The organism is Flavobacteriales bacterium, assembly GCA_016715895.1.
In the GTDB taxonomy this organism is placed as follows: domain Bacteria; phylum Bacteroidota; class Bacteroidia; order Flavobacteriales_F; family PHOS-HE28; genus PHOS-HE28.
In genome coordinates this window covers 104075-129053 of record JADJXH010000003.1, presented here as the reverse complement: position 1 = coordinate 129053, position 24979 = coordinate 104075, and the positions used below count along the sequence as shown (strand labels likewise).

19 protein-coding genes and 1 pseudogene are annotated in these 24979 nt (G+C 59.6%); 3 read left to right on the top strand and 17 right to left on the bottom strand.

The window, feature by feature from the left end:
• Position 1 precedes the first annotated feature (1 nt).
• The 4 genes from IPM49_00770 to IPM49_00755 form a co-directional block, all read right to left on the bottom strand.
• Positions 2-574, bottom strand: a complete 573-nt coding sequence (locus tag IPM49_00770; protein ID MBK9273057.1) for a hypothetical protein — start codon at positions 572-574, stop codon at positions 2-4.
• 135 nt (positions 575-709) lie between these two features.
• Positions 710-1897: an IS3 family transposase gene (locus tag IPM49_00765; protein MBK9273056.1), complete on the bottom strand. Its 1188-nt coding sequence runs from the start codon at positions 1895-1897 to the stop codon at positions 710-712.
• Positions 1898-2250: 353 nt separating this feature from the next.
• Positions 2251-3681 (bottom strand): DUF3825 domain-containing protein, encoded by a 1431-nt coding sequence (locus IPM49_00760; GenBank protein ID MBK9273055.1) that lies wholly within the window; start codon positions 3679-3681, stop codon positions 2251-2253.
• Positions 3682-3863: 182 nt separating this feature from the next.
• Complete coding sequence (locus tag IPM49_00755) at positions 3864-5012, bottom strand: IS4 family transposase (protein ID MBK9273054.1); 1149 nt, start codon at positions 5010-5012, stop codon at positions 3864-3866.
• 129 nt (positions 5013-5141) lie between these two features.
• Here IPM49_00755 and IPM49_00750 point away from each other — a divergent pair, with 129 nt between their 5' ends.
• On the top strand, positions 5142-6212 hold the full coding sequence (locus IPM49_00750) for an IS3 family transposase (GenBank protein ID MBK9273053.1): 1071 nt from the start codon (positions 5142-5144) through the stop codon (positions 6210-6212).
• A gap of 201 nt (positions 6213-6413) precedes the next feature.
• Here IPM49_00750 and IPM49_00745 read toward each other — a convergent pair whose 3' ends face one another.
• The 7 genes from IPM49_00745 to IPM49_00715 form a co-directional block, all read right to left on the bottom strand.
• Positions 6414-9428 (bottom strand): type I restriction endonuclease subunit R, encoded by a 3015-nt coding sequence (locus tag IPM49_00745; GenBank protein ID MBK9273052.1) that lies wholly within the window; start codon positions 9426-9428, stop codon positions 6414-6416.
• Entirely contained in the window at positions 9421-10962 is a 1542-nt protein-coding gene (gene rmuC, locus IPM49_00740) for a DNA recombination protein RmuC (GenBank protein ID MBK9273051.1), read from the bottom strand. The genes IPM49_00745 and rmuC overlap by 8 nt, the downstream gene beginning before the upstream one ends.
• On the bottom strand, positions 10962-12071 hold the full coding sequence (locus IPM49_00735) for a restriction endonuclease subunit S (GenBank protein ID MBK9273050.1): 1110 nt from the start codon (positions 12069-12071) through the stop codon (positions 10962-10964). Before IPM49_00735 ends, rmuC begins: the two co-directional genes overlap by 1 nt.
• Positions 12072-12247: 176 nt before the next feature.
• A complete protein-coding gene (locus IPM49_00730; GenBank protein ID MBK9273049.1) occupies positions 12248-14011 on the bottom strand; it encodes an SAM-dependent DNA methyltransferase in 1764 nt (587 codons plus the stop codon).
• Between the two features lie 66 nt (positions 14012-14077).
• Entirely contained in the window at positions 14078-15091 is a 1014-nt protein-coding gene (locus IPM49_00725) for a hypothetical protein (protein ID MBK9273048.1), read from the bottom strand.
• Positions 15091-16629 (bottom strand): AAA family ATPase, encoded by a 1539-nt coding sequence (locus tag IPM49_00720; GenBank protein MBK9273047.1) that lies wholly within the window; start codon positions 16627-16629, stop codon positions 15091-15093. Before IPM49_00720 ends, IPM49_00725 begins: the two co-directional genes overlap by 1 nt.
• Positions 16630-16678: 49 nt before the next feature.
• Positions 16679-17689 (bottom strand): WYL domain-containing protein, encoded by a 1011-nt coding sequence (locus IPM49_00715; protein MBK9273046.1) that lies wholly within the window; start codon positions 17687-17689, stop codon positions 16679-16681.
• Between the two features lie 400 nt (positions 17690-18089).
• Between IPM49_00715 and IPM49_00710 the strand changes: the two genes are divergently transcribed.
• Positions 18090-18776, top strand: coding sequence for a response regulator transcription factor (locus IPM49_00710; GenBank protein ID MBK9273045.1), 687 nt, complete (start codon positions 18090-18092; stop codon positions 18774-18776).
• Between the two features lie 541 nt (positions 18777-19317).
• Here the strand turns inward: IPM49_00710 and IPM49_00705 are convergent.
• Positions 19318-20540 (bottom strand): annotated as a pseudogene (locus tag IPM49_00705) (IS256 family transposase).
• Positions 20541-21609: 1069 nt separating this feature from the next.
• Here IPM49_00705 and IPM49_00700 point away from each other — a divergent pair.
• A complete protein-coding gene (locus IPM49_00700; GenBank protein ID MBK9273044.1) occupies positions 21610-23094 on the top strand; it encodes a hypothetical protein in 1485 nt (494 codons plus the stop codon).
• A 312-nt stretch (positions 23095-23406) separates the two neighbouring features.
• Here IPM49_00700 and IPM49_00695 read toward each other — a convergent pair whose 3' ends face one another.
• The 5 genes from IPM49_00695 to IPM49_00675 all read right to left on the bottom strand — a co-directional run bounded on the left by IPM49_00695 (position 23407) and on the right by IPM49_00675 (position 24906).
• A complete protein-coding gene (locus tag IPM49_00695; GenBank protein MBK9273043.1) occupies positions 23407-23646 on the bottom strand; it encodes a type II toxin-antitoxin system HicA family toxin in 240 nt (79 codons plus the stop codon).
• Positions 23646-23876: a type II toxin-antitoxin system HicB family antitoxin gene (locus IPM49_00690; protein MBK9273042.1), complete on the bottom strand. Its 231-nt coding sequence runs from the start codon at positions 23874-23876 to the stop codon at positions 23646-23648. The genes IPM49_00695 and IPM49_00690 overlap by 1 nt, the downstream gene beginning before the upstream one ends.
• A gap of 173 nt (positions 23877-24049) precedes the next feature.
• Positions 24050-24286: a hypothetical protein gene (locus IPM49_00685; GenBank protein ID MBK9273041.1), complete on the bottom strand. Its 237-nt coding sequence runs from the start codon at positions 24284-24286 to the stop codon at positions 24050-24052.
• A 64-nt stretch (positions 24287-24350) separates the two neighbouring features.
• Entirely contained in the window at positions 24351-24725 is a 375-nt protein-coding gene (locus IPM49_00680) for a type II toxin-antitoxin system VapC family toxin (GenBank protein ID MBK9273040.1), read from the bottom strand.
• Positions 24715-24906 carry a hypothetical protein gene (locus IPM49_00675; protein MBK9273039.1) on the bottom strand — a complete coding sequence of 64 codons (192 nt, stop codon included), beginning with the start codon at positions 24904-24906 and terminating at the stop codon, positions 24715-24717. The genes IPM49_00680 and IPM49_00675 overlap by 11 nt, the downstream gene beginning before the upstream one ends.
• Positions 24907-24979 lie beyond the last annotated feature (73 nt).

Here is a 24979-nt window from a genome sequence, read left to right as displayed (position 1 = left end):
ATCAGCCCTGGTATTTGGTGAGCAACAGCACCGACTCCAGGTGGGCGTTGTAGCCCAACTTGAAGCCGAACGTGAACGAAGTGAGGGGGAACTCCACATAGCCGCTGTTCCCGGCCACGAGCAGCTGCTGTTCGTGCAGCTTCATCCGCTCGCGGTCCAACTGGTCCCGGTGGACCTGCAGCGTACGCAGCGCCGGCTCGAAGGAGCTGTCGCGCAGCTTGGCGAACTCCACGTCCAGTTCCGAGATGAGGCGCCCCAGCGTATCGATGTCCTCATCGATGGCCCTGCTCATCTCCGCCTTGATCCGCTCCTGCATGCTGCGGCAGATCTCCAGGTCGTGATGCTTGAACCCCATGTCCCGGCCCAGCTCGGTCAAGTCCTGGGAGGCCAGGGCCTTCACCTTCGAGGGCTTCACCTGCGGAGCGCTAATGGCGGCAGGGGGTTGCAGGTCGATGAAGGTGTCCGCTGGAGGGGCGGGAGCTACGGCTCCATCCAGTGATGGTGCGAAGGCTTTCTCTGCCACCGGTCCAGTGGCGGGGGCGGGGGTCCGGAAAAGGGCGCGAAGGATGTTCATGACGAATAGGTTAGGTATCAGATGGTGAATTGGGGTATGCGATGGATACGGTGGCCAGCCTTGTGGCAGGTGCCGCAGAGCGTGATCAGGTACTGGTCCGCGTAACACCAGGGGGCCAGTGTAAGCACCCCCCTTTTAGGCGCAGTGCATTGTAAAGGTACTTCTAGGTGTGGTGGTGTTGTGGATGTCCTGTTGAACTGTGGGGAACTCCGCGCGTGAGCCTGTGTAGTGGGCAGGGAGTTGTCCACATTTCAACAGGAACGCACGGGGCGAGAGGCGGAGCAGCGAACCGTGCGGGCGCACATGGTTGTAGCGCCACATCCACTCCTGGGACATTTGCCGGACCTGTTCGAGGGACTCGAAGATCCAGGCATCCAGCACTTCTGTCCGGTATGTCCTGTTGAAGCGCTCGATCAGGCCGTTCTGCATGGGCCTGCCAGGCTGGATATAGGCGAACTCGATCTCCTTGGCCGCAGCCCATTCCTTCATGGCCTGCGCGATGAACTCCGGCCCGTTGTCCATGCGCAGGCGTTCGGGCTTGCCGCGCCACTCGATGAGTTGTTCGAGCTCCCTGATCACCCGAGGGGCTGGCAGGGATGTGTCCACCGCGATGCACAAGGCCTCCCGGTTGAAGTCGTCCATCACGTTGAAGGTCCTGTACTTGCGGCCGGTGGACAGCGCATCGTGCATGAAGTCCATGCTCCAGGTAATGTTCGGCCCGATGGGCAGCACGATCGGGTCCTTCACCCGCTCGGGGACACGGCGCTTGGTGCGTTTGCGCTGGGGCAACTTGCACTCCTTGTGGATCCGATGCAGACGCTTCTTGTTGGCCTTGCAGCCCTCGTTGCGCATGTGGATCCGTATCAACGAGAAGCCCCACTGCGCCTCGCTCTCCGCCACCCGCATCATGTGTTCGATCACCTCCGCATCGTTCTTCTCCTTGGGCACGTAGCGGTACACGCTCGCGCTCAAGTCCAACAGCTTGCAGGCCCGGCGTTCGCTGTACTGGCGCTGTTCGACCAGTCGGCGCACGATCTCTCGCTTATCGTCCGGGCCTACAACTTTCCCTCGATGATCTCCTCTGAGCACTTGGCGGTCCATCTGCGCCTCAGTGTACATCTTCTCCAGCCGGGCATACTTGGCCTTCAGCTCCTTGAACTCCTTGAGCTGGTTGGCGTCCAGGCCGCTGTACTTGGCCTTCCACTGGTAGAACGTGGGCTGGCTCACACCGTGCTCCCGGCACAGGTCCGCCACCTTCTTGCCCGCCTCATGCTCGCGCAGCATCCCAACGATCTGCGCCTCGGTGAATCTGCTCTTCTTCATCCTGATCAAGGTTAGGTGTTTCTACTTTCACCTGCACCTGTTTCAGGGGGTGCTTACACCAGCTTGTGGCCCGTGCGGGCACACCGGTGGTATTGGCGGTGGTGGACCTCAAGACCGCTGCGTGCGCCACAATGCCGGCAGGCATGGCCATCCCTGGTCAGGATCGCTTCCCGCTTCCGCCTCCATTCAGGGTGCAGGAGCAGTTCCAGGTAGTTGCGGTGGTGGAGTTTCATTCCCTCGGTCCGTTGATGGGCCAAAGGGAAGGAACACCTGTGCAGCCAATCTGCACCGATCGAAAAGTCTGCGCGTAGCGCCGGTTTCACCAACTCGTGGCGATAAACTTCAGCCTGTCACTACTGTCCTTCAAACCCTTCCGAATCCTTACTTGAAACGTCGGTAGTCAACCAATCGCTATCCGGCCTGCACACAAGCCGCGCATTCATATAAGCCCACTCCAAGGGGAACACCGTTCGACCCTCGTACGATCCAGAATCTTTATTCTTGGTAACGACAAGTGCTATGTCAACGGTGTTCCTGTTAACCAGCGCCAGCGGCACAAGGAAGCTAAGCTCATCGTGCATCGGATAATATTGAGGAATGGCGGTCTTGTAGTTCCAGGAAACACGTTTCAGGGCCAACTCCTTTGCACTCTTCAGCCTTTCGCCCAGATCATAAAGGCAATCGCTGTCCTTTCGGATCGCCTCCGCTAGACTTTCAAGGTAACGCCGCCGGTCGCTAGTTTTCATTTTCCGATAGTCCATCCATTCAAAATCCCGAGGACGATTCCTTTCGAGCCACTCGTATGGATAGCGCCCTCCTTTTACCCCATCTATTATCGCATGCTCATAGTTCACATGAATATCCTGCTTCGTATCAAGCAGCATATCTTCTGTTCGCTCGAAGTAGGATGCCGGCTCGGGAAGTGGATTGAATAGTGATGTCATCAACTTACCCTCGCTGCCGGAGCCGGCGATCGCAACATCCATGAAGTCCCAAGGTTGGTCCATCGAGCGGGAACTTGCCTTGAACATGAGATAAATAGGTAGGTAAAGGGAGTTTACCAACCCTGTGTTGAAGAGCGCATAGCGCTTGTTGTCTTTGATCGTAACCACCACCTTGTCCTGCCTTAAGAGGCGCAAGAAGGTATTGCTGACGTAGTTCCAGAGAATCCCATGCCCCTCGTCACGAGCACTTGTGCCATGCTTGAAAGACCAGGGCTCTCTGAGCGCCTTGTCCGCCAGCTTTTCAAGGAAGGCCGGTTCACCTTGGGGGCCCCCAGGGAAGTACGCCCATGTTTCCAACGCGCTAGTATGAAGGCGCGAATACCGCCGAAAATTCTCTCGCAACCGACCATCGAATTCAAACTTGGCGCGGTCTGTTGGTTCGATGCACTTCGCAGTTAAGTCAGCCTTGCCATGATCAATCTGGAAGTCCACCACTAGGCCTGCTATGTCCTCCTCTAGAGGCATCGACAATGAGCATTCGGCGCCCTTGAAATAGATCTCGAAGCCATCCGACTTGCGTATGAAACCAAAGAGTTTGTCCTTATCGAAGAACTTTACATGACCTTGGTGAACTTCAATTACCGGCACAACACGAATAGCCTGTGGACCTTTCGGCCCTTCGCCGATCTCGAACTCGACCGGGAGATTATCCAGATGCTTCATGTCCAGGAGGTCTACATGGCAATCACGGTAATAGAAGTATAGCTCTGTGGAACCATCCTCTGGGATCACAAAGCCGAACTTCTTGGTCCGATCGAAGAACTTCACTTTCCCTTTCATGGCTGATTGCTATTCTGTGCCGGTCACTAATCTAGCTTGTTCCTTCCAGTGCTTCAACCCCTTCGTTCAACCCCCAACCAGTGGTGTCCGGGGAAAGTTGAGAACGGGTCATGACCTTGTCGGGAAGGCTTGATCACCGTGAGCGCGGCTTGTTGATGTTGAAGGTAAGCCCCCCTAGTGGATCAGTGGGATATGAAGAGGGGTAGTTGAGGGACGTTCTCGGGTGGGCGATAGTGCAGTAGCGCCCTGTCGGGATCACGCAGGAACTGGACGGCGTCGATGTAGGTGTGCAGATGTATGCGGATGAGCCCGGCGATGTTGGCGAAGGACCATCGTCGGGAGCATGAGCGGTGCACGCGGTCGCGCACCACCTTGAGCAGTAGGTCAGCGATGAAGGCGCACCAGATCTGGATCTTGATGGCGTTGGGACTGTCGCCCAGGAAGTAGCGCAGGGGGTAGTTCTGCTTGACGCGCTTGAAGAGCTGCTCAATGTCCCATCGGCATTTGTAGATGTGCGCGATGGTCGTGGGTGCCCACGTCAAGTTGTTGGTCACGAAGCGGAAGAGGCGGCCGGTGGGCTTGTGACGGTAGTGAACGATGCGTGCCGCCATGGGGTCGCTGCCCGATCCCAGTACTACCAGCTGATCACCGATCACGCCAGCATCGCGCTGCGCATCGTTCACCTCCAGGTGCTGGGTCACCTGTAGGCGTATGCCATCCTGCAAGCGCGTCACCCAGTGGATGCCCTGGCTGGTCCAAGTCCGCCACTGCTCGAAGCTGGTGTAGCCCATGTCGAAGACCAGCACCGAGCCCTTGGCCAGTGGCACCGAGGCCATGGCGGTCTTGTCATTACGCCGGCCCTCGGTCAGGTCGATGAAGCAGGGCACCTGGTCCTGCACGCGCATGACCACATGGGCCTTGGCGCCGCCCTTCTTGCGCCCGTCCATGCCATAAGCACCTGTGCCGTGCATCACATCGCTGAACAGGGTGATGGTGGTGGAGTCCAGAATGTGCAGGCGGCTTAGCGGGTCCTTCTTCCGGCGGCTGTCCGGGGAACTGCCGTAATAGCGGTGGTACAGTCCATGGAACAGATCCCCGAAGAGGGCCTCGGGTCTTCGGGCGTTGGCATCGGCCAACGTACTGCGCCGTGGGGTGTGCTTCAGCCCCGCGTGGCGCAGGCGCTGCTCACAGGCTTGCAGGCCGGTGGTCAGCTCCCGTAGCGAGGTGCAGCCCATGAACACCCCGGCCAGCATGGTCACCACGTGGTCGGAGGTGTAGAACCGCTTACAGTACCGATCGGCCTGGTGCTCACGCCCCAACCGTTCCACCAAGCTCCTGGTGTAAGCTTCCCCATTGTTCGGCCAGGTGATAGTGGAGGTCAGGCGGTTTTCCCCGGCCCCTTCAAAGGCCTGGGGAAAACCGGCTGACCGGTCGGGGGCTACCTTCAACCGATCGTAGCCATGAGAAAGACCAAGTTCACCGAGCATCAGATCGTCGCGATGCTCAAGCAGCATGAGGCTGGTGCCAAGGTGGCCGACATCTGTCGGGAACACGGCATCAGCAACGCCACGTTCTACCAGTGGAAGGCGAAGTATGGCGGCATGGATGCCAGCCAGCTCAAGCTGGTGAAGGAACTCCAAGAGGAGAACAGCCGCCTGAAACGCATGTATGCGGAGCTGAGCATGATGCACGACTCCCTCAAGCAGGTGGTGGAAAAGAAGTGGGGGTCTGACGAGAAGCGCGAGATCGTGCAGGCCCTTATCACCGAGCATGGACACACCCAGCGGCAAGCGTGCCGCATGGTGGGTCTTGCTCGCAGTACCGCGCAATACCGCAAGCATCCGCCCGACGACACGATGGTGATCGGCGCATTGGACGACCTGGTGACCAAGCATCCGGCCATTGGGGTGTGGCAGTGCCATCACCGCATACGCTTGATGGGTCATGTGTGGAACTTCAAACGTGTCTACCGGGTGTACACCGGCATGGGGCTCAACATCCGTCGGCGGACCAAGAAGCGCCTGCCTGCACGCGTGAAACAGGCCTTGTTCCAGCCACAGGCCCCCGACCAGGTATGGAGCATCGACTTCATGCACGACACCTTGTGGGATGGCCGCACCTACCGCATGCTCAACGTCCTGGACGACTACAACCGCGAAGTGCTGGCCATGGAAGTGGACACTTCTTTGCCTGCCTTGCGTGTGATCCGCGTGCTTGAACGCCTGAAGGAACAACGCTCACTGCCGGCCATGATCCGCGTGGACAACGGGCCGGAGTTCATCAGTGCCAAGCTTGACCACTGGTGCCGAGAGCACAAGATCACCCTCACCTACATCCAGCCCGGCAAGCCCACCCAGAACGCTTACGTGGAGCGTCTCAATGGCAGCATACGCCGTGAGCTCCTCGGCGCCTACGTCTTCCGCACACTCGAAGAAGTGCGCTTGCGCACCACCGAGTGGATGTACGACTACAACCATCTTCGGCCTCACAAAGCACTCGGTTACCGGCCACCTGTGCTCATCCATCCCTAACAACAAATGCCCCTGAGACCTCCAGTTATCGCTGGCCCGACTTCAGGGGAAGCTTACACTGGGGACCAGGTTCAACAACTGCGACAGCACCGGCTGTCCGGTAAACAGGCTACCTTGGCTCATGTGTTCGGCTCTTGGCGTCAGACACCTTGAACCTACACACCGAAGGGGGCTCACGCCCCCTTCAACTTTCTCACACCTTCACACTTTCCCCGGACACCACTGAACCCCCAACCCCCTCACCTTCACATCATACAACTTCGCGAACCACGCATTCTTGAACATCGCGTTCACCTTGTCGTCGGTCAGCTTGTTGTAGAAGTCCAGCTTGGTGTTGATGAAGTTGAGGAGCTCGCTGTCCACCTCCTCGTTGAACCTGTCCTGGATGTTGTCCTTGGCGTTGTTCTTGTTGAAGAAGCTCATCAGCTCCTGGTTGGCGTAGAGGTTGTCCCGCATCTTCTCGAACTCCACCTTGTCCTCGGCGGTCAGGTCCAGGCCGAAGGTGTCGTTCAGGCGCTTGATGATGTCCGAGAGCCAGTCGTACTCTTCGGTGCCCTTGCCCACCTCGTGACCAGGCTTCATGCCTTGCATCTGGGTGGTGGCCGACTCCAGCTTCAGGGCGGTGGTGAACTGATGCTGCAGCTTGTAGCTGTCCAGTTCCACCTCTTCCAACACCTCCACCGGCAGGGCCTTTCCTTCGGCGGGCAGTTTCTTGGCCAGATGCACGAGGAGCACGTACCATTTCTCCAAATCTACGTCGGTGAATGCGATGATCTGGGATAGGAAGCGATAGAGCCGGATGAGGTCCTTGGTGTTGGACTTGAACGCCGCACGGCCGTCGTCATCAAGTTCGGTGTTGTACCGCGTGACGATCCCGTTCAGAATGGGGTGCAGCTTCTCCTTGTGGTCGCCCTTGCGGAAGAAGTGCTCGGCGAAGGACTCCAGGTCCTGCTTGTACACGATGTCCGCCTCCTCCACTTTGTGCAGCACATCGTAGAGCGAATTGGGGTCCGTCTGGTCCTCGATCGGCATCACCACACCGCCGTAGTACTCCTGGAAATCGGCCTGCACCTGCTCCGGATCGTTCACGAAATCGAGCACCATGGTGCTGTCCTTGCCGTGCATGGTGCGGTTCAAGCGGCTTAGGGTCTGCACGGTGTTGGCGCCGCCGAGCTTCTTGTCCACGAACATGGTATGGAGCAAGGGCTCATCAAAGCCGGTCTGGTACATATTGGCTACGATCAGGATGCGGAACTCCGGGAGTTTCAATGCATCCGGCACACCCATGCTGCCGCCCAGGTCGTTCATGCTGGTCATGGTGTAGTCCTGACCGGTCTCGGCATCCGTTACCGTGCCGCTGAAGGCCACCAGCGCCTTGTACGGCAGCTTCATCTCACGCATCAGCTCATCGAACTTGCGCTTGTAGCGCACAGCATGCAGGCGTGAGCGGGTCACCAGCATGGCGCGGGCGCGGCCCTGGATCTCCTTCTGGGTGTGCGCCACGAAGTGTTCCAGCATTACGCGGCTCTTGGTCTCGATGGCGTGGTCCTGCAGGTCCACGAACGAGGACAGCAGGCGCACGGTGCGCTTCTTCTCGTACTCCTTATCCTCCACCTCGGTGCGCTTCACCAGCTTGTAATAGCGCTTCCAGCTCATGTAGTTCTGGAGCACATCCATGATGAAGCCTTCCTTGATGGCCTGCTCCATCGTGTAGGTGTCGAAGGCCTCCTTGCCGGCACCCCGGTCGGTGCCGAACAGCTCGATGGTCTTGGGCTTGGGCGTGGCCGTGAAGGCGAAGAAGGAGATGTTCTTCTGGTCGCCCTTGCTGCGGATCTCATCCTCGATCAGCTCGTCCAGGTCCTTTTCCCGCTCGTCCTTCTGCTCAGCTTCGTCCAGTGAAAGGGCCTTGCGCAGATGCCGGGCCGCTTCCCCGCTCTGGCTGCTGTGCGCCTCATCGATGATCACCGCGTAGGTGCGGTCCGGATTCTCACTGATGTACTCAGAGATCTTCGGGAACTTCTGTAGGGTGGTGACGATCACGCGCTTTCGGCTGTCGATCGCCTCCTTCAGGTCCTGGCTGGTCTTGTTGGGCCCGATATAGGCCACGGCGCCTGGAGTATTGTCGAACGCCCTGATGTTGTCCTGGATCTGCTTGTCCAACACCTTGCGGTCGGTGACCACGATGGTGGAGCTGAACAGAGCGTTGTCATCACTGGGCTGGCGGAAGAAGTCCGACAGCCGGTGGGCAAGCCAGGCAATGGTGTTGCTCTTGCCCGAACCGGCCGAATGGTAGATGAGGTACTTGCGGCCCACGCCATCGGTTCGCACGGCTTCCAGCAGCCCTTTCACCGCCCTGCGCTGGTGGTAGCGAGGGAAGATGAGTTTGCGTTTCTTGACCTCCTTCAGGCCGCGTGTCTTGGGATCGAACACCTTCTCTTTCTCGACCTGCGGGTTGATGTAGTTCTGGATCAGGTCCATCAGGGAGTCCTTGGTCAGGACATCCTCCCAGAGGTAGGCCGTGGCGAAACCGTTCGGGTTCTCGTTCACCAGCCCTTTGTTGAAGGGTAGGAAGAAGGTGTCCTTGCCTGCCAGCTTCGTACACATGCTCACCTTGTCCGTGCCCAGGGCGAAGTGGACCAGGCAGCGTTCGAACTCCAAGAGCTTCTCCTTCGGGTCGCGGTCGGCGATGTACTGCTTGATGGCGTGCTCGGTGTGCTGCCCGGTGAGGCTGTTCTTCAGCTCCAGGGTCACCACGGGCAGGCCGTTCACAAAGAGCACCACATCAATGGCGTTCTCATTGCGCTTGCTGTACTTCAGTTGCCGCACCACCGTCAGCCGGTTCTTGCCGTAGTTCACCAGGTGCTCGGGGCTGCGGTCGTGGTTGGGCTTGAAGTAGGCCATGCGGATGCGCTGGCCCAGGTAGCGGCGCGGTTCGCGCAGCACCTCCAAGGTCTTGTGCTTCTCCACCTCCGCCGCGATGAAGGCCAGCAACTGCCGGTCCACCACCTGCGGGTCCTTGTTCTCCGTCAGTGCCTCGTACACCTCCGCCTGTGTGTCCTTGATGAAGCCCAGCACATCCTCCGGGATCAGTGCCAGTTCCTTGTCGTAGACGCTGCTGTCCTTGCGCTCATACTCACGCAACTCCGTGCCGAGGTCGCGGGTCAGGTACCTGACCGCGTGATCCTCGAAGTGCGATTCCTTGGTGCCTTCAGCCATCGTTCTCTTCGTCGTTGCTCATTTCCTCCTCCAACAGCGCTTCGGTGACCAACCCTTCCGGTAGTTCCTTCTTTGTATCCACCACCTTGCTTTTGAGGACCGCAGCCTTGCCGATCAGGTTTCCCCGTCCTGTCTTCAACTGCCCATAAGCTTGGTCATACTTGCCCTTGGCCTTCTCCAACTGCTCGCCCACCGCCTCAAGACTGCTAACGAAGCCTACGAGCTTATCATAGAGCTTCGCACCCAATTGCGCGATGGCCTCGGCATTCTGGTTGCGTGCCTCCCGCTTCCACAGTTCCTCGATCAGCTTCAACGAAGTGATCAGGTTCGTGGGGCTCTGCAACAGGATACGCTTGCTGTAGGCATAGGCCCACAGGTTCGGGTCCTTCTGCAAGGCGGCGCTATAGGCGGCTTCGCTGGGCACGAACATTAACACGAAGTCCAGGCTCTTGCTGTAGTCCTCGTAACCCTTCGCACTAAGACCTTCAATGTGGCTCTTCAAAGAAGCTACGTGCGCGCTCAGGGCCGCATCACGTTCCCCGTCTTCGGTAGTTGCTACTGCACGGGCATAGGCCGTGAGCGACACCTTGGAGTCCACGATCACGTGCCGATCGTCGGGGTACATGATCAAAGCGTCCGGGCGCATCTTCTTCCCTTCCACTTCAGATCGCAGCGCCTTCCCGTGCTCATCGAACAACTGATGCTCCATGAAGTACTGCTCCTGAGGTCGCAACCCAGACAATTCCAGGATACTCTCCAGGATCATCTCACCCCAAAGGCCCTGGGTCTTGGCCTCGCCCTTCAGGGCCTTGGTGAGGTTGATGGCCGCTTCGTTCGTTGCGTTGTTCAGGGCAACAAGCTCCTTCACTTTCTCACCAAGCGAGAAGCGCTCTTTGCTTTCTTGGGTCACCTTCTCCTTAAAGGCTTCGATGTCCTTTCCCAGCGGATCGATGAGCGCCTTGATGTTCTTCTCATTCGCTTCTGTGAACTTCGCACTCTTCTCCTCCAGGATCTTGTTCGCTATGTTCTCAAACTTCTCCTGCATGGTCTTCTGCAGGTCCTCGATCGCGGTCTTCTGGGTGGCCAGCTTGTCGTTCGCAGCCTTTAGGTCCGCAATGGCCGTGCTGAGTTCCTGTTTGGCCTTGTTGAGTGCCTTGGTCTCTTCCTCGAGCTTGGTCCGCAGGTCGCTCACGTCACTCTTGGCCACGTCAAATTGCTCCTTGTAGGAGTCGCGCTTGGCCTTGAACTCGGCCGCATCCGTTTCCAGCTTGGAGTACCTCCCTTCTACCTCCTTTAGGTCGTTCCGCAGGCCCTCCAACTCCTTGTCCTTGGCCTGCAGCTGCTCCCCATGGGTCTTCTCCTTCTGCTCCGCCGCTGACTTGTACCCGGCGAACTCATTGTTCAGGTCGTTGTACGCGCGCTCCTTCTCCGCCACAGCGGAGGCCACCTTGCCGCCCAACTGCAGCTTGAAGACCAGCCAGCCGACCACCAGACCGATGACGAGCCCGACTACGATGTATGCGATCACCTCCATCATGACCGTATTGCTTGTTGTTTGGCCGGCTCCCACTCCCGCAGGTCGACCTTGCCCGTGACCGCTTCAGAGATGATGGACTGGCGATACTCCTTCAGCTTCTCCATCACTGCCACAACTCCAGCCTTCGCTCGTTCAAATAGTTCAGTTCGCTCCTGTAGAAATGCCCCAATCCTTACCTGCTCGTCGTAAGGCACATTCGGCACGTCCAGGTTGCTGATCTTGGTAACGGACAGCCCAGGCTGCGCTGCTGATTCGCTGTATTGATTCAAGTTCATTGCCCTCAACAGTTCCCCGAGGTATTGGGTATCCATAGGTTGCACCGGTGTGACAACCACGGCATGCTCAGTAGCCCAGAACTTACCATTGGCGTAGTTGATGTTGCCGCACAATGCTCCCTGCCGACCTATCAGCACAAAATCTCCATCGTGGGTGTAGGATTCTGCCGTGCCGCGAACACCGTTGCCACCGTAGACCAAATAGGGACCATCGTCGCCAATGGAACTGGCCGAGATGAAGTCTCCACTCTTCATGGAAACCAAGCGCTTCAACTTGCATATGGACCAATGCTTCGGCACCTTTCCCAACCACCCGATACCACTTTCCTTCATCGGCACCTTCGGGTCCAGCCCCTTGGTTACCGCCTCGTTGATGATGGCCTTGCGCTGCTGGTCCAGCAATTCCAGCAGGGCGGTGTTCTTCACGAGCAGCTGGTCGATCAGCGCCGTGGTGTGGTCCAGGTAGGCGGCGATCTTCTGTTGCTCCTTGTAGCTTGGGATCGGAACCACGGTGCTACCAAGTGGTTCAAGGTTCAATGCGGGAAAAGTCGCGCCCGTGGCGATGGATGTCCAATACTGGTGAACGTCACTCGAACGCAGTAGCCAGAAGAAGTACCTGGCCAGATGCTCTTCCGCTATAGCTATCCTCGCAGTGCCCTGCGTAAGGTTGGCGCCTGTATGTTCCGCCTGCGCCATCGCCACCTTTCCGAAGCTGGGTCCAATGCTCATTACAATATCGCCTTCCTGTACAGCTGAGCGCGAATAGTTCGCAGCTATCTCAGGGCTGGTCTTGGGCAGGTCCGTAACGCTAGGAATGCCCTCATCGGTCATGTCAGCAGGTCGTATGTAGGGTATGCCTACATCGAGCTTGGGGCCAGCTTGTACAATGCCGTAGGTCAGTCTTCGGCTTGGGTCGATGCACCTGTAGAGGGTCGCAACGCTCCAGTGTTCCGGCACCTCACCGATCCAATCGACGCCCGAGTGGCGATATGTCGGGTAACGATTCATCAGCGTGTGAACAGCTCTTCCAACAGACCCACGACTTCCTTGTTGATGCGGATGATGTCCTTCTCGATCTCAGCTGGTGGCCTTGAGCGCTGATACTCATAGAAGTACTTGGTGAAGTTGATGTCGTAGCCAATGCGCGTCTTGTCGTGGTCGATCCAGGCATCGGGGGCGTGGGGGATCACCTCCCGCTCGAAGTAGGCCTCGATGTTCTCGCCCAGCGGGATGTTCTCGGTATCGCGTCGCTTGGGGTCCGGCTTGGGGTTGCCGCTCTTGTCCAACGTCACCTTACCCTTGGCGTTCAGCAGCGGCCGTTCCACCGTTACGCGGTAGTAGCCGAACTCGTCGTTCGCCATGATCTTGCAGTAGGGCCCCGGCTCAAAGGCCTGGTAGATGCGCACCAGCTCATCGATCTGGTCGCTGTAGAGCTTGTTGCGCTTGTTGCCCATGCTGCGCTTCTCCGGTCGGCAGAAGCCGGTGACGCCATTGGCCTTGTCCTCCGGCACGTTCGCGTTGATCAGCTGCACCTTGCCCCGGCGGTTGGGCGCCTTGCGCATGGTGAGGAACCAGATGTAGGTGTTGATGCCGGTGTTGTAGAACAGGTCCTTGGGCAGGGCGATGATGCAATCCAGCCAATCGTTGCTGATGATGTGCTTGCGGATGTCGCTTTCGCCGCTACCCGCGCTGCCGGTGAAGAGCGGCGAGCCGTTGGTGACCACCGCGATCTTGCCGTTCTCACGCTCGGCCTTGTGCAGCATGTGCTGGATGAAGAGCAAGGTGCCGTCGCTGGTGCGGGGCAGGCCGGCATAGAAGCGCCCGGCCGGGTTGGTGCTCTCGTTCACAATGGCGTCCTGGTCGCGCACCCAGGTAACGCCGTAGGGCGGGTTGGCCAGCTGGTAGTGGAAGTGCTTGTCGGGGAACTGGTCGTCCGTGAGCGTGTTGCCGTGCCTGATGTTGCTGGCGTCCTCCCCGGTGATCAGCGCCTCTGATTTGGCGATGGCGTAGGACTGCTCGTTGATCTCCTGCCCGTAGGTGCGGAGCGTGGGCGGGGTCTTGCACTTCTCCAGCAGCTCATCCAGGATGTAGTTCTTGGCCAGGTTCACCATGCCGCCGGTGCCCAAGGTCGGGTCGTAGATGGTGCGGATGATGCCTTCCTGGCACAACTCCTTCTTCTCGGTGCTGAAGATCACCTTGCACATCAGCTCGATCACGTCGCGCGGCGTGAAGTGCTCACCCGCCGTCTCGTTGCTCTGTTCGTTGCTGATCCTGATGAGCTCCTCGAAGATGAGCCCCATCTTGTGGTGATCGATCTTCTCCACGTGCAGGTCCACCTTGCAGATGGCATCGATCATCTCGTACAGCAGCTTGTTCTTCAGCAGCCGCGCCACCACCTTGCTGAACTGGAAGTTCTCGAAGATGTCGCGCACCTCCTGGTTGAACCCGTTGAGGTAGTTGTTGAAGTCGATGTCAACGGTGCGCGGGTTCTCCAGCAAGCTGCTGAGCGTGTGCTTGCTGGTGTTGTAGAACTGGAGCCCCCCGGCGGCCTTGCGCAGGATGGGAGTGAGCTTCTCCTCGTTCACCTTGTCCTTGAACTTGGTGTAGGCCTCGCGCACCTTGGGGTTCACCGGCTCCAGGATGCAGTCCAGACGACGCAGCACCACGAAGGGCAGGAGCACATCGCCGATCTCGTTCTTCTTGAAGACGTTCCAGAGCACCTTGTTGGTGATCTCGAAGATGAAGGAGACGTCGGCTTTCTTATCGGTCATGTTCGGGGTCGTTGTTCCGTTGACGATGCAAAGGAAGGGGGCTTCTGTGCAGTGGATGTGCACAGGTCATTTGAAGGTGAAGAAACCGGACTTCTTGTCGCCCTCTATGGACCGGTCAGATAGCTGGTCCAAGTTGGCTTGCAGGTCGGCCACGAGTTGCTTTGCCAGTAGACGGTTCGTCTCATCGGCCAAGGAACTGAAGGAGATCTCTCGCCCCGTAGTGGTCTTCGTGCCATTGCTCAGCCAATAGTTAAATGAATCTCCGGAATACACCCGGAAATAGTTCGTGAGAATAGTCCGGTCGTGCTCGCCGAATGACTTAAGTCCTTTGATGGTCGTTACTGACACCAAAGTGAAGGTTCCCTGCTTTCCCGTCGCTCTTTGTATCGCGGCTCGAACCCTTGCTCTGAGGGCGGTGTAGTCAGCCTTCAGTTTCGATGAGTCAGTATAGATGACCACGTTGACCGCGGTGCGGCTATGGCATCCGAGGCCCGCAATAAGAGCTTCGAGATTCGCCGGTAGCAATGACACATCATGCGCAATAAAGCGATCAACGATCAGAATATCAGTGATAGGTGTGGCAACCTCCTTCAGTTGCGCCCACTCGCAGAAGGTCGCGGGCGGTGTAGTTGCTCCAACATTCGCCTTATCGCTGATGCGATACTTGCGCTCGAACTTATAGTCACCGTTACCAAGGAAGAGTGGGGTCAGCGTTTCAATGCACTCTCCTGGCTTGCCAGCAAGAACGGCCGAGGTTCCCTTGAAGGCATCCATCCGCTCGTCATCGAGCAGATAAACGCTGGCCAATTGTGTGGCATTGAACGTGTTGGGTGTATTGGACTTGAGTGGTCGAACAGGGAAAACGGGGTCGGCGTAAGTGATGGTGGTCTTCCCAATGTTCCCGGCCATGTGTAGCTGAAACCACGCCAACAGGTTGGCATTCGCCTTCAGTTCATCCTTGGAGAAGTTGAACGTCTTGTCCAAGTCGCGCTGCACCATGCGGAGGCAATCCGGGTACATGGCCTCGCTTTTCCGGCCCGCGAACACCTCGAGGTTCGCTTTGTCGAAGTACACCGTCATCAGATCAGGTCCAAGGTGAGGTTGCCGGAGATGTCATAGAAGCCCTCGCCGAACTCATTTTCGAACCGACCATCGGGCCGGTACTTCATCTTCCAGGTGGAGAGGCCATCCTTGTCGAAGTAGACTATCGTGAAAGGGTTCTCGTTCGGGGGTACCTCAAACTCATTCACCTTCACCAAGGCTTGAGTCTTACGGATGGCATACTCCGAGTGGGTCTCAATGATGAACTCCACTCCATGCTTGCGATGGACGCCCAGGAAGAGGTCCGCTAACCGGCTCTGCAACTTGGGGTGTAGGTTCAATTCCGGCTCTTCGATGATGACAATTGGACGATAAGCTGGATTCACCTTGGTCTTATGGATGATGCAGGCCAAGCGGAAGAGCAGGAGCATGGCTTGGATGGACCCCATGCCCTTATCCGACAAAGGGATCTTGGTGCCATGAGAGAACACGTTCACTTCGTACGCCTCGCCGGAGCGCATCACAACTTCGAAGTCATCGCCCACTTCAAACCCTTCATCGTCAGACAGCCATTGAAGGATGAACCGATGAGCTTCCTCACCAGGCAAGACCCCAAGCTGCTGATAGTCGTCTATTGCTTGTGCCAGGGCATTATTCCGGTCCCGGATGGCATAGAGCGCCGGTTGCTTGATGCTGCTCGCACCCAGGTAGTACAAGCCAACCCGATCAACTTCTTCAAAGAAGGCCTGGACACTTTCCTCCAATTTGCGTCGGTTTGCCTGGGCTGCTTTGTAATTCGCAAAGCCAGCTTCCAGGTCCTTCTTCTTCTTGGCCTTGTTCTCCGCTAATTTCTTGTATCGCTCCAAGCTCATTCGTCGGATCTCGTCAAGAAAGCCCTGCAAGGCTTGGCTCAAGTCGAGTCCCGTAGGATAGAAGGAACTCACAGTATATCCAGACCCAGCAGGCATCTCGGCTTTGATCGCCTTTTTCAACTCGGGCCTCCTCTTCACCAATGTCCTGAGCTCCTGGTTCAGCTTGATATACCCCGCACTTGTTTTCGGTAGCCCCGAACCTTTCAAGTCCATTCTGAGGCTCTGGATCCTCCGTTCGAGCTCCTCTAGGGCACTGGACTTTCGTGTTGCTCCTTGCTCCTGAGCGCCTTCGGCTGTGATTGAAATGGTTCGCTGCTCGGGCGCGACTTCGATCAGAAGGTTCCTCACCTTGTCCTGAATAGAGAGTCTCTGCACCCGTCCAGAAGTTTTGCCATCCTCTCCTGTGACCGTCAAGGCGACTTCGAATGGCCCCAGAGCATGTATGAAGCGGATCAGGTTCTCCTTCGCCAAGCGGTTCTTCGCACGCTCGTAGGTGACAATGTTGACGCTCTCGAGCACCTTGTCGCTGAAGCTAATCTGATCGATCCTGCCTGACTTCAGGTAGTTCACCACCAGCATCAGGGCCTTTACCACGGTGCTCTTACCGGAGTTGTTGCGCCCTACCAGAAAGGTGACGCGGTCGTACTCGATCGGTTCAAAGTCGATGAACCGCCGGAAATTGGTGAAGCCGATCTTCCTGCTCATGAGTGTGCCTGCAAAATAGTCTTCATCCTGTGCATCATAGCTGCATCAGTCACTTGTACCGGGCCGCTGTGGCCTTCACCCGAGCCTTCAGACGGTCTCGAAGTGCCTTTGGCGCCAGCACCTCAACACCCTCTCCAAAGGCAAGGAGCACCGTCTCCAATTCGTAGTTCGGGATCACCTGCAACGTCACTGCTGTCCTCCCGTCCAGACCCTTTCCCACCTTTTGGGAACCATGGATGGGCTTGGTGTGTATGTAGGGCAATAATTCGGCGGTGACCAGGAGTTCCACCTTCACAGGCTTCTGGTCGAGAGGGACACTTACACCCACCACGTCATCGAAATACTCGGTGAAGTCTATGTCCTTGTTCGCGATGTATCCTCCTTTAGCGGGAGCAACAGCGTGGATCCGGTCCAAGGCCATGTTGGTAAGGCTCTTGAACTCCTCATTGAGCCCGAACACGAACCAGCGATTATTGTACTGCTTGAGATAGTAAGGGTGGAAGCGCAGTACCGTGGGTTTCGCTTGCTTGAACCCTTGATAGCTCACGTCCAGCACCTGCTTGCCCAGAATGGCTTGGAACAGCGTGGTGATGTGCTCGCTGCCCTTCAGGTAGGGGTTCTCCTCGAACTCGATGATGCGCTCAGCCCCCTGCTTCAGGCCGAAGCCAGATTCCAAGCGCGCCACCAGCTCATCCACCCATTGGAACTGCGGCATGCCCTTGAAGCGGTTAAGGGTGAGCAGCGCTTCCTTCAACTGGCTTGCTTCGTCATCGTTCAGAGGCCGTTTGTTGATGGAGAAGTCCGGGTCGCTGTAGCGGTACCATACCCGCTTGCCCTCCTTGTGATGTTCAAGGGGGATGGCCCACCCTTGGTCGCTCTCCATGTACTTGATGTCCTCGAAGAGCTGGCGCCGGCTGATGCCTTTGCCCTTTCCGCTGTACTCGTAGATGGCCTCGTTCACCGCCTCCAACAGGTCCTCCCAGAAGTACCGCTTGCCCCGGCTGGCGAAGCAGCGGTCAAGTGCCTGGTAGCGGATGACGGCGTTCTTGTTCGTAGGCATAGGAACTGTGTACCGGCTCTAGGGCCCTTTCTCATTGTACTCGCTTCAAGTTCACCATCACGGCCGGAAGTTATTCCTTGGGCCTGAGGCCAGCCCTCCGTTCGCCTCCGGCCGTTCACCCCCCCCACCCCGCTCCGCCCGACCTCCTTACCGCTCTACCTAAAGCCCCAAAACCCAGCCCGCCCGCGCCCGGCGCGGGCCCTGAAGCCCAGGACCAAGGCCGCCACGCCACCGGCGGGCGGCACCGCGGGCCCCCGACCTAGCGATCCGCTCGATCGGCGCAAGAGGGAAAAAACCATGGGTGCCCCCCCGGTGAAAAATCACCCCCCCGGGTGCTTGGAGGTGCGGGGGCGGCCGAAAAAATTTGCGGGGGTGGGCCACTGAGGGCCCCTACGACGCCATGAGCACCCCCAGCCCCCTGCGCATTGCGGTGATCGACGACCACGAGCTGGCCCGGCGCGGGCTGGTGGATGCGCTGGCGGGGTGGCCGGTGGCGCACACGGTGCTGGAGGCCTGCGACGGGGTGGACTACGAGGAGCGCTGCCGGGAGCTGGGGCATGTGCACCTGGCGGTGGTGGACCTGCGGATGCCGCGCCGCGACGGCTACGACACGCTGCGGTGGATGCAGCGGCACCAGCCGCGCAGCAAGGGGGTGGCCATCAGCTACGATCCGGACCCGGGCGGGGTGCGGCGCGCGCTGCAGTGCGGGGCGGCGGCGGTGCTGCCCAAGGCGGTGCGGGCGGCCGAGCTGCACCGGGCCCTGAGCACGGTGCTGAGCCAGGGCTTCTACTACAACGAGCTGGTGGCGCGCGACCTGCGGCGGCGGGTGGAGGACGAGGCGGCCACGCGGCCGGCGGAGGCGCGGTGGGCGGCGCTGACGCCGCGCGAGCGCGAGGTGCTGCGGCTGTTCTGCCGCGCCGATGTGCCCGACCTGGCCGCCGTGGCCCGCCGCCTGGGCATCAGCCTGGGCACGGCCGAAACGCACCGCCACAACGCCTACACCAAGTTGGGCCTGCACAGCAAGGAGGCGCTGCTGCGCTTTGTGCTGACGCACCAACTGGGGGAGCCGATGGAAGTGAGTGGTTGAGGAGGGGAGTTCCACGCGATCAAGCCCCCTCCTGAGCAGCGATCGCTCGCTGCTCCGCACAAGGAGGGGCACGGGGTGGTTTCCGTTTCCAAGAACATGCAGCGTGACTGAGCCGCAACCTCCCCCAGCATTGTCCACCATAGCGAAGCGTCGGCGGACCCCTCCTTGCCCGGCGCGTGGAGTGGTCCACGCGCAGGAGGGGAGTTCCACGCGATCAAGCCCCCTCCTGAGCAGCGATCGCTCGCTGCTCCGCACAAGGAGGGGCACGGGGTGGTTTCCGCTTTCATGAAGCATGCGTTCTGCCTGAGTTGTAACCTCCCCCGGCCCCTCCTTGCCCGGCGCGTGGAGCGTTCCACGCGCAGGAGGGGAGTTCACCGGATCAAGCCCCCTCTTGAGCAGCGATCCCTCGCTGCTCCGCACAAGGAGGGGCACGGGGTCTGTTAGATAAAGTGTGTCATCATCGTTATTGCTGATGATGTTGATGTTGTTGGGTTTTGAACGAGGGGGTCCGGGGGAGACTCAGAACCTGTTGATCGGTGTTGATCGCCTGTGGATCGAAGCGTGGGCCGAAGAGCAGGCGTAGCTCGGCGGCTATCTCCCTCCAAGCGAAGATGGGCTTGGCGGCCATTTTCTCCACGATGCGCTGCTGGGCCAGATAGAGCAGCTTGAGCAGGGCCATGTCGTTGTCGAAGACGCGCTTGGTCTTGGTGTACTTGCGCAGCTGAGCGTGGAAGCCCTCGATGGGATTGGTGGTGTAGATGAGCCGCCGGATGCGCTCGCTGTAGCGGTACTGGCTGGCCAGCAGCGGCCAGTTGGTGTGCCAGGAGCTCACCGCCTGCGGGTAGCGTTCCCCCATTTGTCGCTGAAGACCTCCAGGGCATGCAGCGCTTGCTGCTCACCAGGGGCCCGGTAGATGGCCCGCATGTCCTTGACCACCTCCTTGTAGTGCTTGTAGCTGACGTACTTCAGGGTATTGCGCACCTGGTGCACGATGCAGAGCTGGATATCGCTCTGTGGGTACACCAAGGAGATCGCGTCGGAGAAGCCGCTCAGGTTGTCGATGCATGCGATCAGCATGTCCTCCACGCCGCGTTGGCGCAGGTCGCCCAGCACGCCCAGCCAGAACTTGGCCCCTTCGCTCTGCCCCACGTACAGGCCCAGCAGGTCCTTGTGGCCATCGGGGCCAACGCCCAAGGCGGTGTATACGGCCTTGTTCACCACGCGCCCTTCCTGCTTCACCTTGAAGTAGATCGCATCGAGCCACACGATCGCGTAGCGCGCCTCCAAGGGCCACTGCCGCCAGGTCTGTACATCGGCGATCACCTGGTCGGTCACCGCGCTGATCGTGGCCTCGCTCACCTCGATGCCGTACAGGTCCCGCACATGGTCGCTTATGTCGCGCTGGCTCATCCCAAGCCCGTAGAGCTTGATGATCTTCATGTCCAGCTCGGCGTTCAGCACGCGCTCGCGCTTGGGCAGCAGCACCGGGTCAAAGGTTCCCTCACGGTCGCGCGGCGTGGCGATCTCCACCTCTCCGTGGGCGGTCTTCACCCGCTTGCGCCCATGTCCGTTGCGCCGGTTACCTCCAGGCGGCTCCTCGGCCAGGTGAGCGCTCAGCTCGCCCCGTAGCGAGGCCTCCATCAGTCGCTTCACCAGCGGGGTCAGCACCCCATCGCTGCCGCTCAAGGGCTTGCCCAGTAGCAATTGCTTCATGGCCTCCTTCTCGAAGGCTTCGTAATCGAACTTGTCCGTCTTGTCCTCCATGGGTCAGGTGTTGAAGTTCGCAATCCGGCCTGACACACTTTACTGAACAGTCTCGGGGCACGGGGTGGTTTCCGTTTCCATGTAGTATGCGGCGTGACTGAGTTGATACCTCCCCCAACCCCTCCTTGACCGGCGCGTGGAGTGTTCCACGCGCAGGAGGGGAGTTCACCGGATCAAGCCCCCTCCTGAGCAGCGATCCCTCGCTGCTCCGCACAAGGAGGGGTACGGGGTGGTTTCCGCTTTCATGAAGCATGCGGCGTGACCGAGCTGATACCTCCCCCAACCCCTCCTTGCCCGGCGCGTGGAGCGTTCCACGCGCAGGAGGGGAGTTCACCGGATCAAGCCCCCTCTTGAGCAGCGATCCCTCGCTGCTCCGCACAAGGAGGGGCACGGGGTGGTTTCCGTTTCCATGTAGTATGCGGCGTGACTGAGTTGATACCTCCCCCAACCCCTCCTTGACCGGCGCGTGGAGTGTTCCACGCGCAGGAGGGGAGTTCACCGGATCAAGCCCCCTCCTGAGCAGCGATCCCTCGCTGCTCCGCACAAGGAGGGGTACGGGGTGGTTTCCGCATTCATGAAGCATGCGGCGTGACCGAGCTGATACCTCCCCCAACCCCTCCTTGCCCGGCGCGTGGAGCGTTCCACGCGCAGGAGGGGAGTTCACCGGATCAAGCCCCCTCCTGAGCAGCGATCCCTCGCTGCTCCGCACAAGGAGGGGTACGGGGTGGTTTCCGCATTCATGAAGCATGCGGCGTGACCGAGCTGATACCTCCCCCAACCCCTCCTTGCCCGGCGCGTGGAGCGTTCCACGCGCAGGAGGGGAGTTCACCGGATCAAGCCCCCTCCTGAGCAGCGATCGCTCGCTGCTACGCACAAGGAGGGGTACGGGGTGGTTTCCGCTTTCATAAAGAATACGGCGTGACTGAGTTGATACCTCCCCCAGCAGTGTCCGCCATAGCGAAGCGACGGCGGACCCCTCCTTGCCCGGCGCGTGGAGTGTTCCACGCGCAGGAGGGGAGTTCACGCCAACAAGCCCGGCGAACTATCTTCGGGTGACCCTCTACCGGCCATGCGGCTCCAGTTCGTTGTACCTGCACTTGTGCTCCCGGTCCTTCTCCTTGGACAAGAGCAGCGCTGGGTAAGGCTGTACGATGGTGGTGGAGGGACCGACTACATCGGCGGAGCTTCACAGGCACCTGACAGCACGTACCGCGTCGTGTTGGCTTACAACACGGGGGCCGTTGGGAACGCGAAGATCATCGGGGTCGCGCCGGATGGCACCTGGCTCTGGTCCACCACAGCCAATGACACCATGGGCACTCTGTTCGGAGGAGGCACCCAATGCCTTCAGCGCCGCGCGGACGGAACCTGGCTGTGGGCAGGAGGGGGCATTCCGTCCGGGACGTCGCAGTATGATGGCATCCTCTATTGTTTCTCACCGAATGGGGACAGCCTCTGGTCCCGGTGGTACACGACCATGAACACCGAGGCCTTCCTGGGCATGTCGCTGACGGGCGACGGAGGTGCTGCGCTGGTCGGCTACGAGGACGGTCCGATCAGGTCCGCGAAGCTCGTGCGCGTCGACGCCAATGGCGACACCCTCTGGACCAAGCGCTACACCAACGCACAGGACTACGGGCAGACCGCGATCAGCATCGACACAACTGCTGATGGTGGGTTCGTGATCTCAGGGTACCGCACGATAACCGGCCTGAATTCAGATATGTGGGTGATCCGGACGAATCCAAGTGGGCAGGGGTTGTGGCAAGTGACCCTTGGAAGCCCCTGGCACGACTCACAGGCATACGCATCGGTGCTCCACAATGGGCACATCGCGGTCGCCGGAGGCGAGCCCGAGTTCCCTCTGACGAGCATTCGGCCCGTCCTTTACAAGCTGGCCCCGAACGGTGTGGACCATATGGTCTCGTTCGACCCGATGTGGATGGACCAAGGTGCCTACCGCACCAAGCCCGTAGAACTGGGGAACGGTGATGTGGTGATCGGCGGTTTCAGGGAGGTCAATCTCGTGAACCGGGGAATGCTCGTCCGCGTGGACAGCACCGGAAACGTCGTTTGGAACCGTCATTACCAAACGGGCAACCACGACCATTACATCACGGGCCTTGAGCGCACCCTGGATGGCGGCTTTCTTCTGTCCGGCACGGCCTATGACAGCCTCGGCATCAGTGTGGATGGCTGGCTCTTGAAAGTGGACAGCTTTGGATGCGTGGTCCCCGGCTGCCAGTCGTTGACCGGCCTGCTCGAGCAGGAGATCGAACCCTCCACATTCCTATCGGTCCGGCCGAACCCCCTGCTCCGATCGCACGCATCGACCGAACTGATGGTGGAGCTGCGGTCCATGCCCGATCGCGAGGTGACCGGCCCGTTCAAGCTCGTGTTCACGTCCGGCACCGGGGCTGTGGTGCATCAGGTGGCCTTGACAGGGCCAAGTACCACCATTCGGCTGCCGGAACACATGACCGCAGGGCTGTACCATGTGCACCTGATGGCGGGATCACGATGGGTCGACGGGAGCAAGCTGGTGGTTGAATGATCGGCTGATCGCGGCTGACGCGGAACGGCCCCTCATGCCGATCCCCCCTCCCACGCTCCCTTCACCATTCTCCAGGCCTTCAGGTCCCAGGTCATAAGGCTGGCCGGAGGCCGTGGGCCAGGCTGGCGGGTGGGCTTGGGTTCAGGTGCTCGGTGCGCCGTAGCCTTTGGCGAAGGCGGCCTTGGCTCTTGGTCCTTCTTCCTTGACGCGGCGCGAGGATGGCCGTCCGCTTCCATGAACCTTGACACTCGACCCTCGTCCCTGGTCACGACCTGTCCCGCCCTGCGGGACGGTCCCAAGCGCTACCCCGGTTCACCGGTGGCGTTCGAAGAGCTCGTTGAACACGGAGAGATCCAGCTTGAGGTCTTCGCGAATGATCTTCCGTAAAAGGCCTTTGGGCAGCTCAGCGCTCCCGTGCACGGGTACGGTGGTCACCCTACCGTCCGGGTGCCGCAACCGGTGATGCGACCCATTGATCCGCACCACGGAGAACCCAAGCTTCATCAGGAACCTGATCAGGTCTTTGCCGCTGACAACAGGCAACTTGTCCATCAGGAGGCCAGCCGGTCCACCGGGACTTCGATCTCACGGAAACCCACGAACCGGTTGAGCTGCTCGGGCCGTTCCTCCTCCATGCACATGGCAATGACCTCCCGCACGTTGGCGATCGCCTCATCCACGGTGCGGCCATAGCTGTGGCAGCCCTTGAAGGCCGGGCAGCTTACGATGAAGACACCGTCCTCATCGGTCTCGATCATCAGCGGGAGGTGAATGGTTTCCATGTGGCGTACCCAAAGGTAGGCCATCGTGCGAACCTCGCCGCCACCGGCATCCCGGCCGCTCATCGCACGCCGCAGCCTTTGGCGAAGGCGGCCTTGGCTCTTGGTTCTTGGTTCTTGGTCCTTGTTCCTTGTCTCTTGCCCCTGCGCCCTCTCCCCTGCTGCGTGCACCTCCCTCACCCCCGCGCCTGCGCCTCCAGCACCCCCAGCACCTTCACCATCGCCAGGGTGTCCAGCGCGCAATAGGCCAGCAGGTCGCGCCGCAGCTGCTGCGCGTCGCCCGCGTACCGGCCGGTCACCAGCTGCAGGAAGAGGCGGCTGGCGCTGTCGCCCTCCTGCACGGCAAGGTCGCTGTAGCTCAGCTCCGGCACCAGCGCGGGCAGCACCACCTTGATGCTGGTGCGTCCGTTCATCGCCGGCACCCCGTACCAGCCCCACCGCTCAGGACCGAGGGTACGGAGCTGGGATCAGAGGCGCTCACTTTCCATACACCACCACCTCGAACTCCGGATCCAGCTTGGAAAAGACCTTGTCGGCCGTGATGAGGGGAATGCCCAAGTGAGTCGCCGTGGCGGCGATGATCGCATCGGGCAGCTTCAGCTTGTAGCGCAATCGGAGGTCCACGGCAAGGTCCTGCACCGAGCGGTGGATCTCCACCACTTCGCAACGGCGCAGGAACGCATGCACATGTTCCAGATGGCCTTCATCCTTTCCATGATACACCATGGCCTCCATGCGCACCATGGCGCTGGCCACCACATCTTTTCCAGCTAGCAGCGACGCGAGCGACTTGTCGCCGCCCAGGATGTACAGCAGGATGTTGGTATCGATGGCTATGCGCTCATTCCTCATCGCGGAGCGCGCGTTGGAACTTCACCGGGTCCTTGTGCAAGGGCGCGGTGCCGACCAGGTCGCTGAAGTCCGCACCCGGCTTGCGCGCGCGCTTGGCCGCGCGTTTCAGCATCGCACCTGCCCGCCGTTTCGGGGTCCGTTTGGTCACCGTGTACACCATCGCCTGCGTGTTATCGCTCAAAGATAGGTGGAGGCTTCGCGGCCAGGAATCGACTGGATCGGTGTTCTGTGCAGCCGACATCCTGGGGCGCGGG

Bases quoted from the DNA above. Each gene is read 5' to 3' on its own strand.
- IPM49_00765 (MBK9273056.1), bottom strand. From the start codon at position 1,897: ATGAAGAAGAGCAGATTCACCGAGGCGCAGATCGTTGGGATGCTGCGC.
- IPM49_00750 (MBK9273053.1), top strand. From the start codon at position 5,142: ATGAGAAAGACCAAGTTCACCGAGCATCAGATCGTCGCGATGCTCAAG.
- IPM49_00760 (MBK9273055.1), bottom strand. From the start codon at position 3,681: ATGAAAGGGAAAGTGAAGTTCTTCGATCGGACCAAGAAGTTCGGCTTT.
- IPM49_00700 (MBK9273044.1), top strand. From the start codon at position 21,610: ATGCGGCTCCAGTTCGTTGTACCTGCACTTGTGCTCCCGGTCCTTCTC.
- IPM49_00730 (MBK9273049.1), bottom strand. From the start codon at position 14,011: ATGACCGATAAGAAAGCCGACGTCTCCTTCATCTTCGAGATCACCAAC.
- rmuC (MBK9273051.1), bottom strand. From the start codon at position 10,962: ATGGAGGTGATCGCATACATCGTAGTCGGGCTCGTCATCGGTCTGGTG.
- IPM49_00770 (MBK9273057.1), bottom strand. From the start codon at position 574: ATGAACATCCTTCGCGCCCTTTTCCGGACCCCCGCCCCCGCCACTGGA.
- IPM49_00745 (MBK9273052.1), bottom strand. From the start codon at position 9,428: ATGGCTGAAGGCACCAAGGAATCGCACTTCGAGGATCACGCGGTCAGG.
- IPM49_00685 (MBK9273041.1), bottom strand. From the start codon at position 24,286: ATGAACGGACGCACCAGCATCAAGGTGGTGCTGCCCGCGCTGGTGCCG.
- IPM49_00695 (MBK9273043.1), bottom strand. From the start codon at position 23,646: ATGGACAAGTTGCCTGTTGTCAGCGGCAAAGACCTGATCAGGTTCCTG.
- IPM49_00725 (MBK9273048.1), bottom strand. From the start codon at position 15,091: ATGACGGTGTACTTCGACAAAGCGAACCTCGAGGTGTTCGCGGGCCGG.
- IPM49_00710 (MBK9273045.1), top strand. From the start codon at position 18,090: ATGAGCACCCCCAGCCCCCTGCGCATTGCGGTGATCGACGACCACGAG.
- IPM49_00715 (MBK9273046.1), bottom strand. From the start codon at position 17,689: ATGCCTACGAACAAGAACGCCGTCATCCGCTACCAGGCACTTGACCGC.
- IPM49_00680 (MBK9273040.1), bottom strand. From the start codon at position 24,725: ATGAGGAATGAGCGCATAGCCATCGATACCAACATCCTGCTGTACATC.
- IPM49_00690 (MBK9273042.1), bottom strand. From the start codon at position 23,876: ATGGAAACCATTCACCTCCCGCTGATGATCGAGACCGATGAGGACGGT.
- IPM49_00720 (MBK9273047.1), bottom strand. From the start codon at position 16,629: ATGAGCAGGAAGATCGGCTTCACCAATTTCCGGCGGTTCATCGACTTT.
- IPM49_00735 (MBK9273050.1), bottom strand. From the start codon at position 12,071: ATGACCGATGAGGGCATTCCTAGCGTTACGGACCTGCCCAAGACCAGC.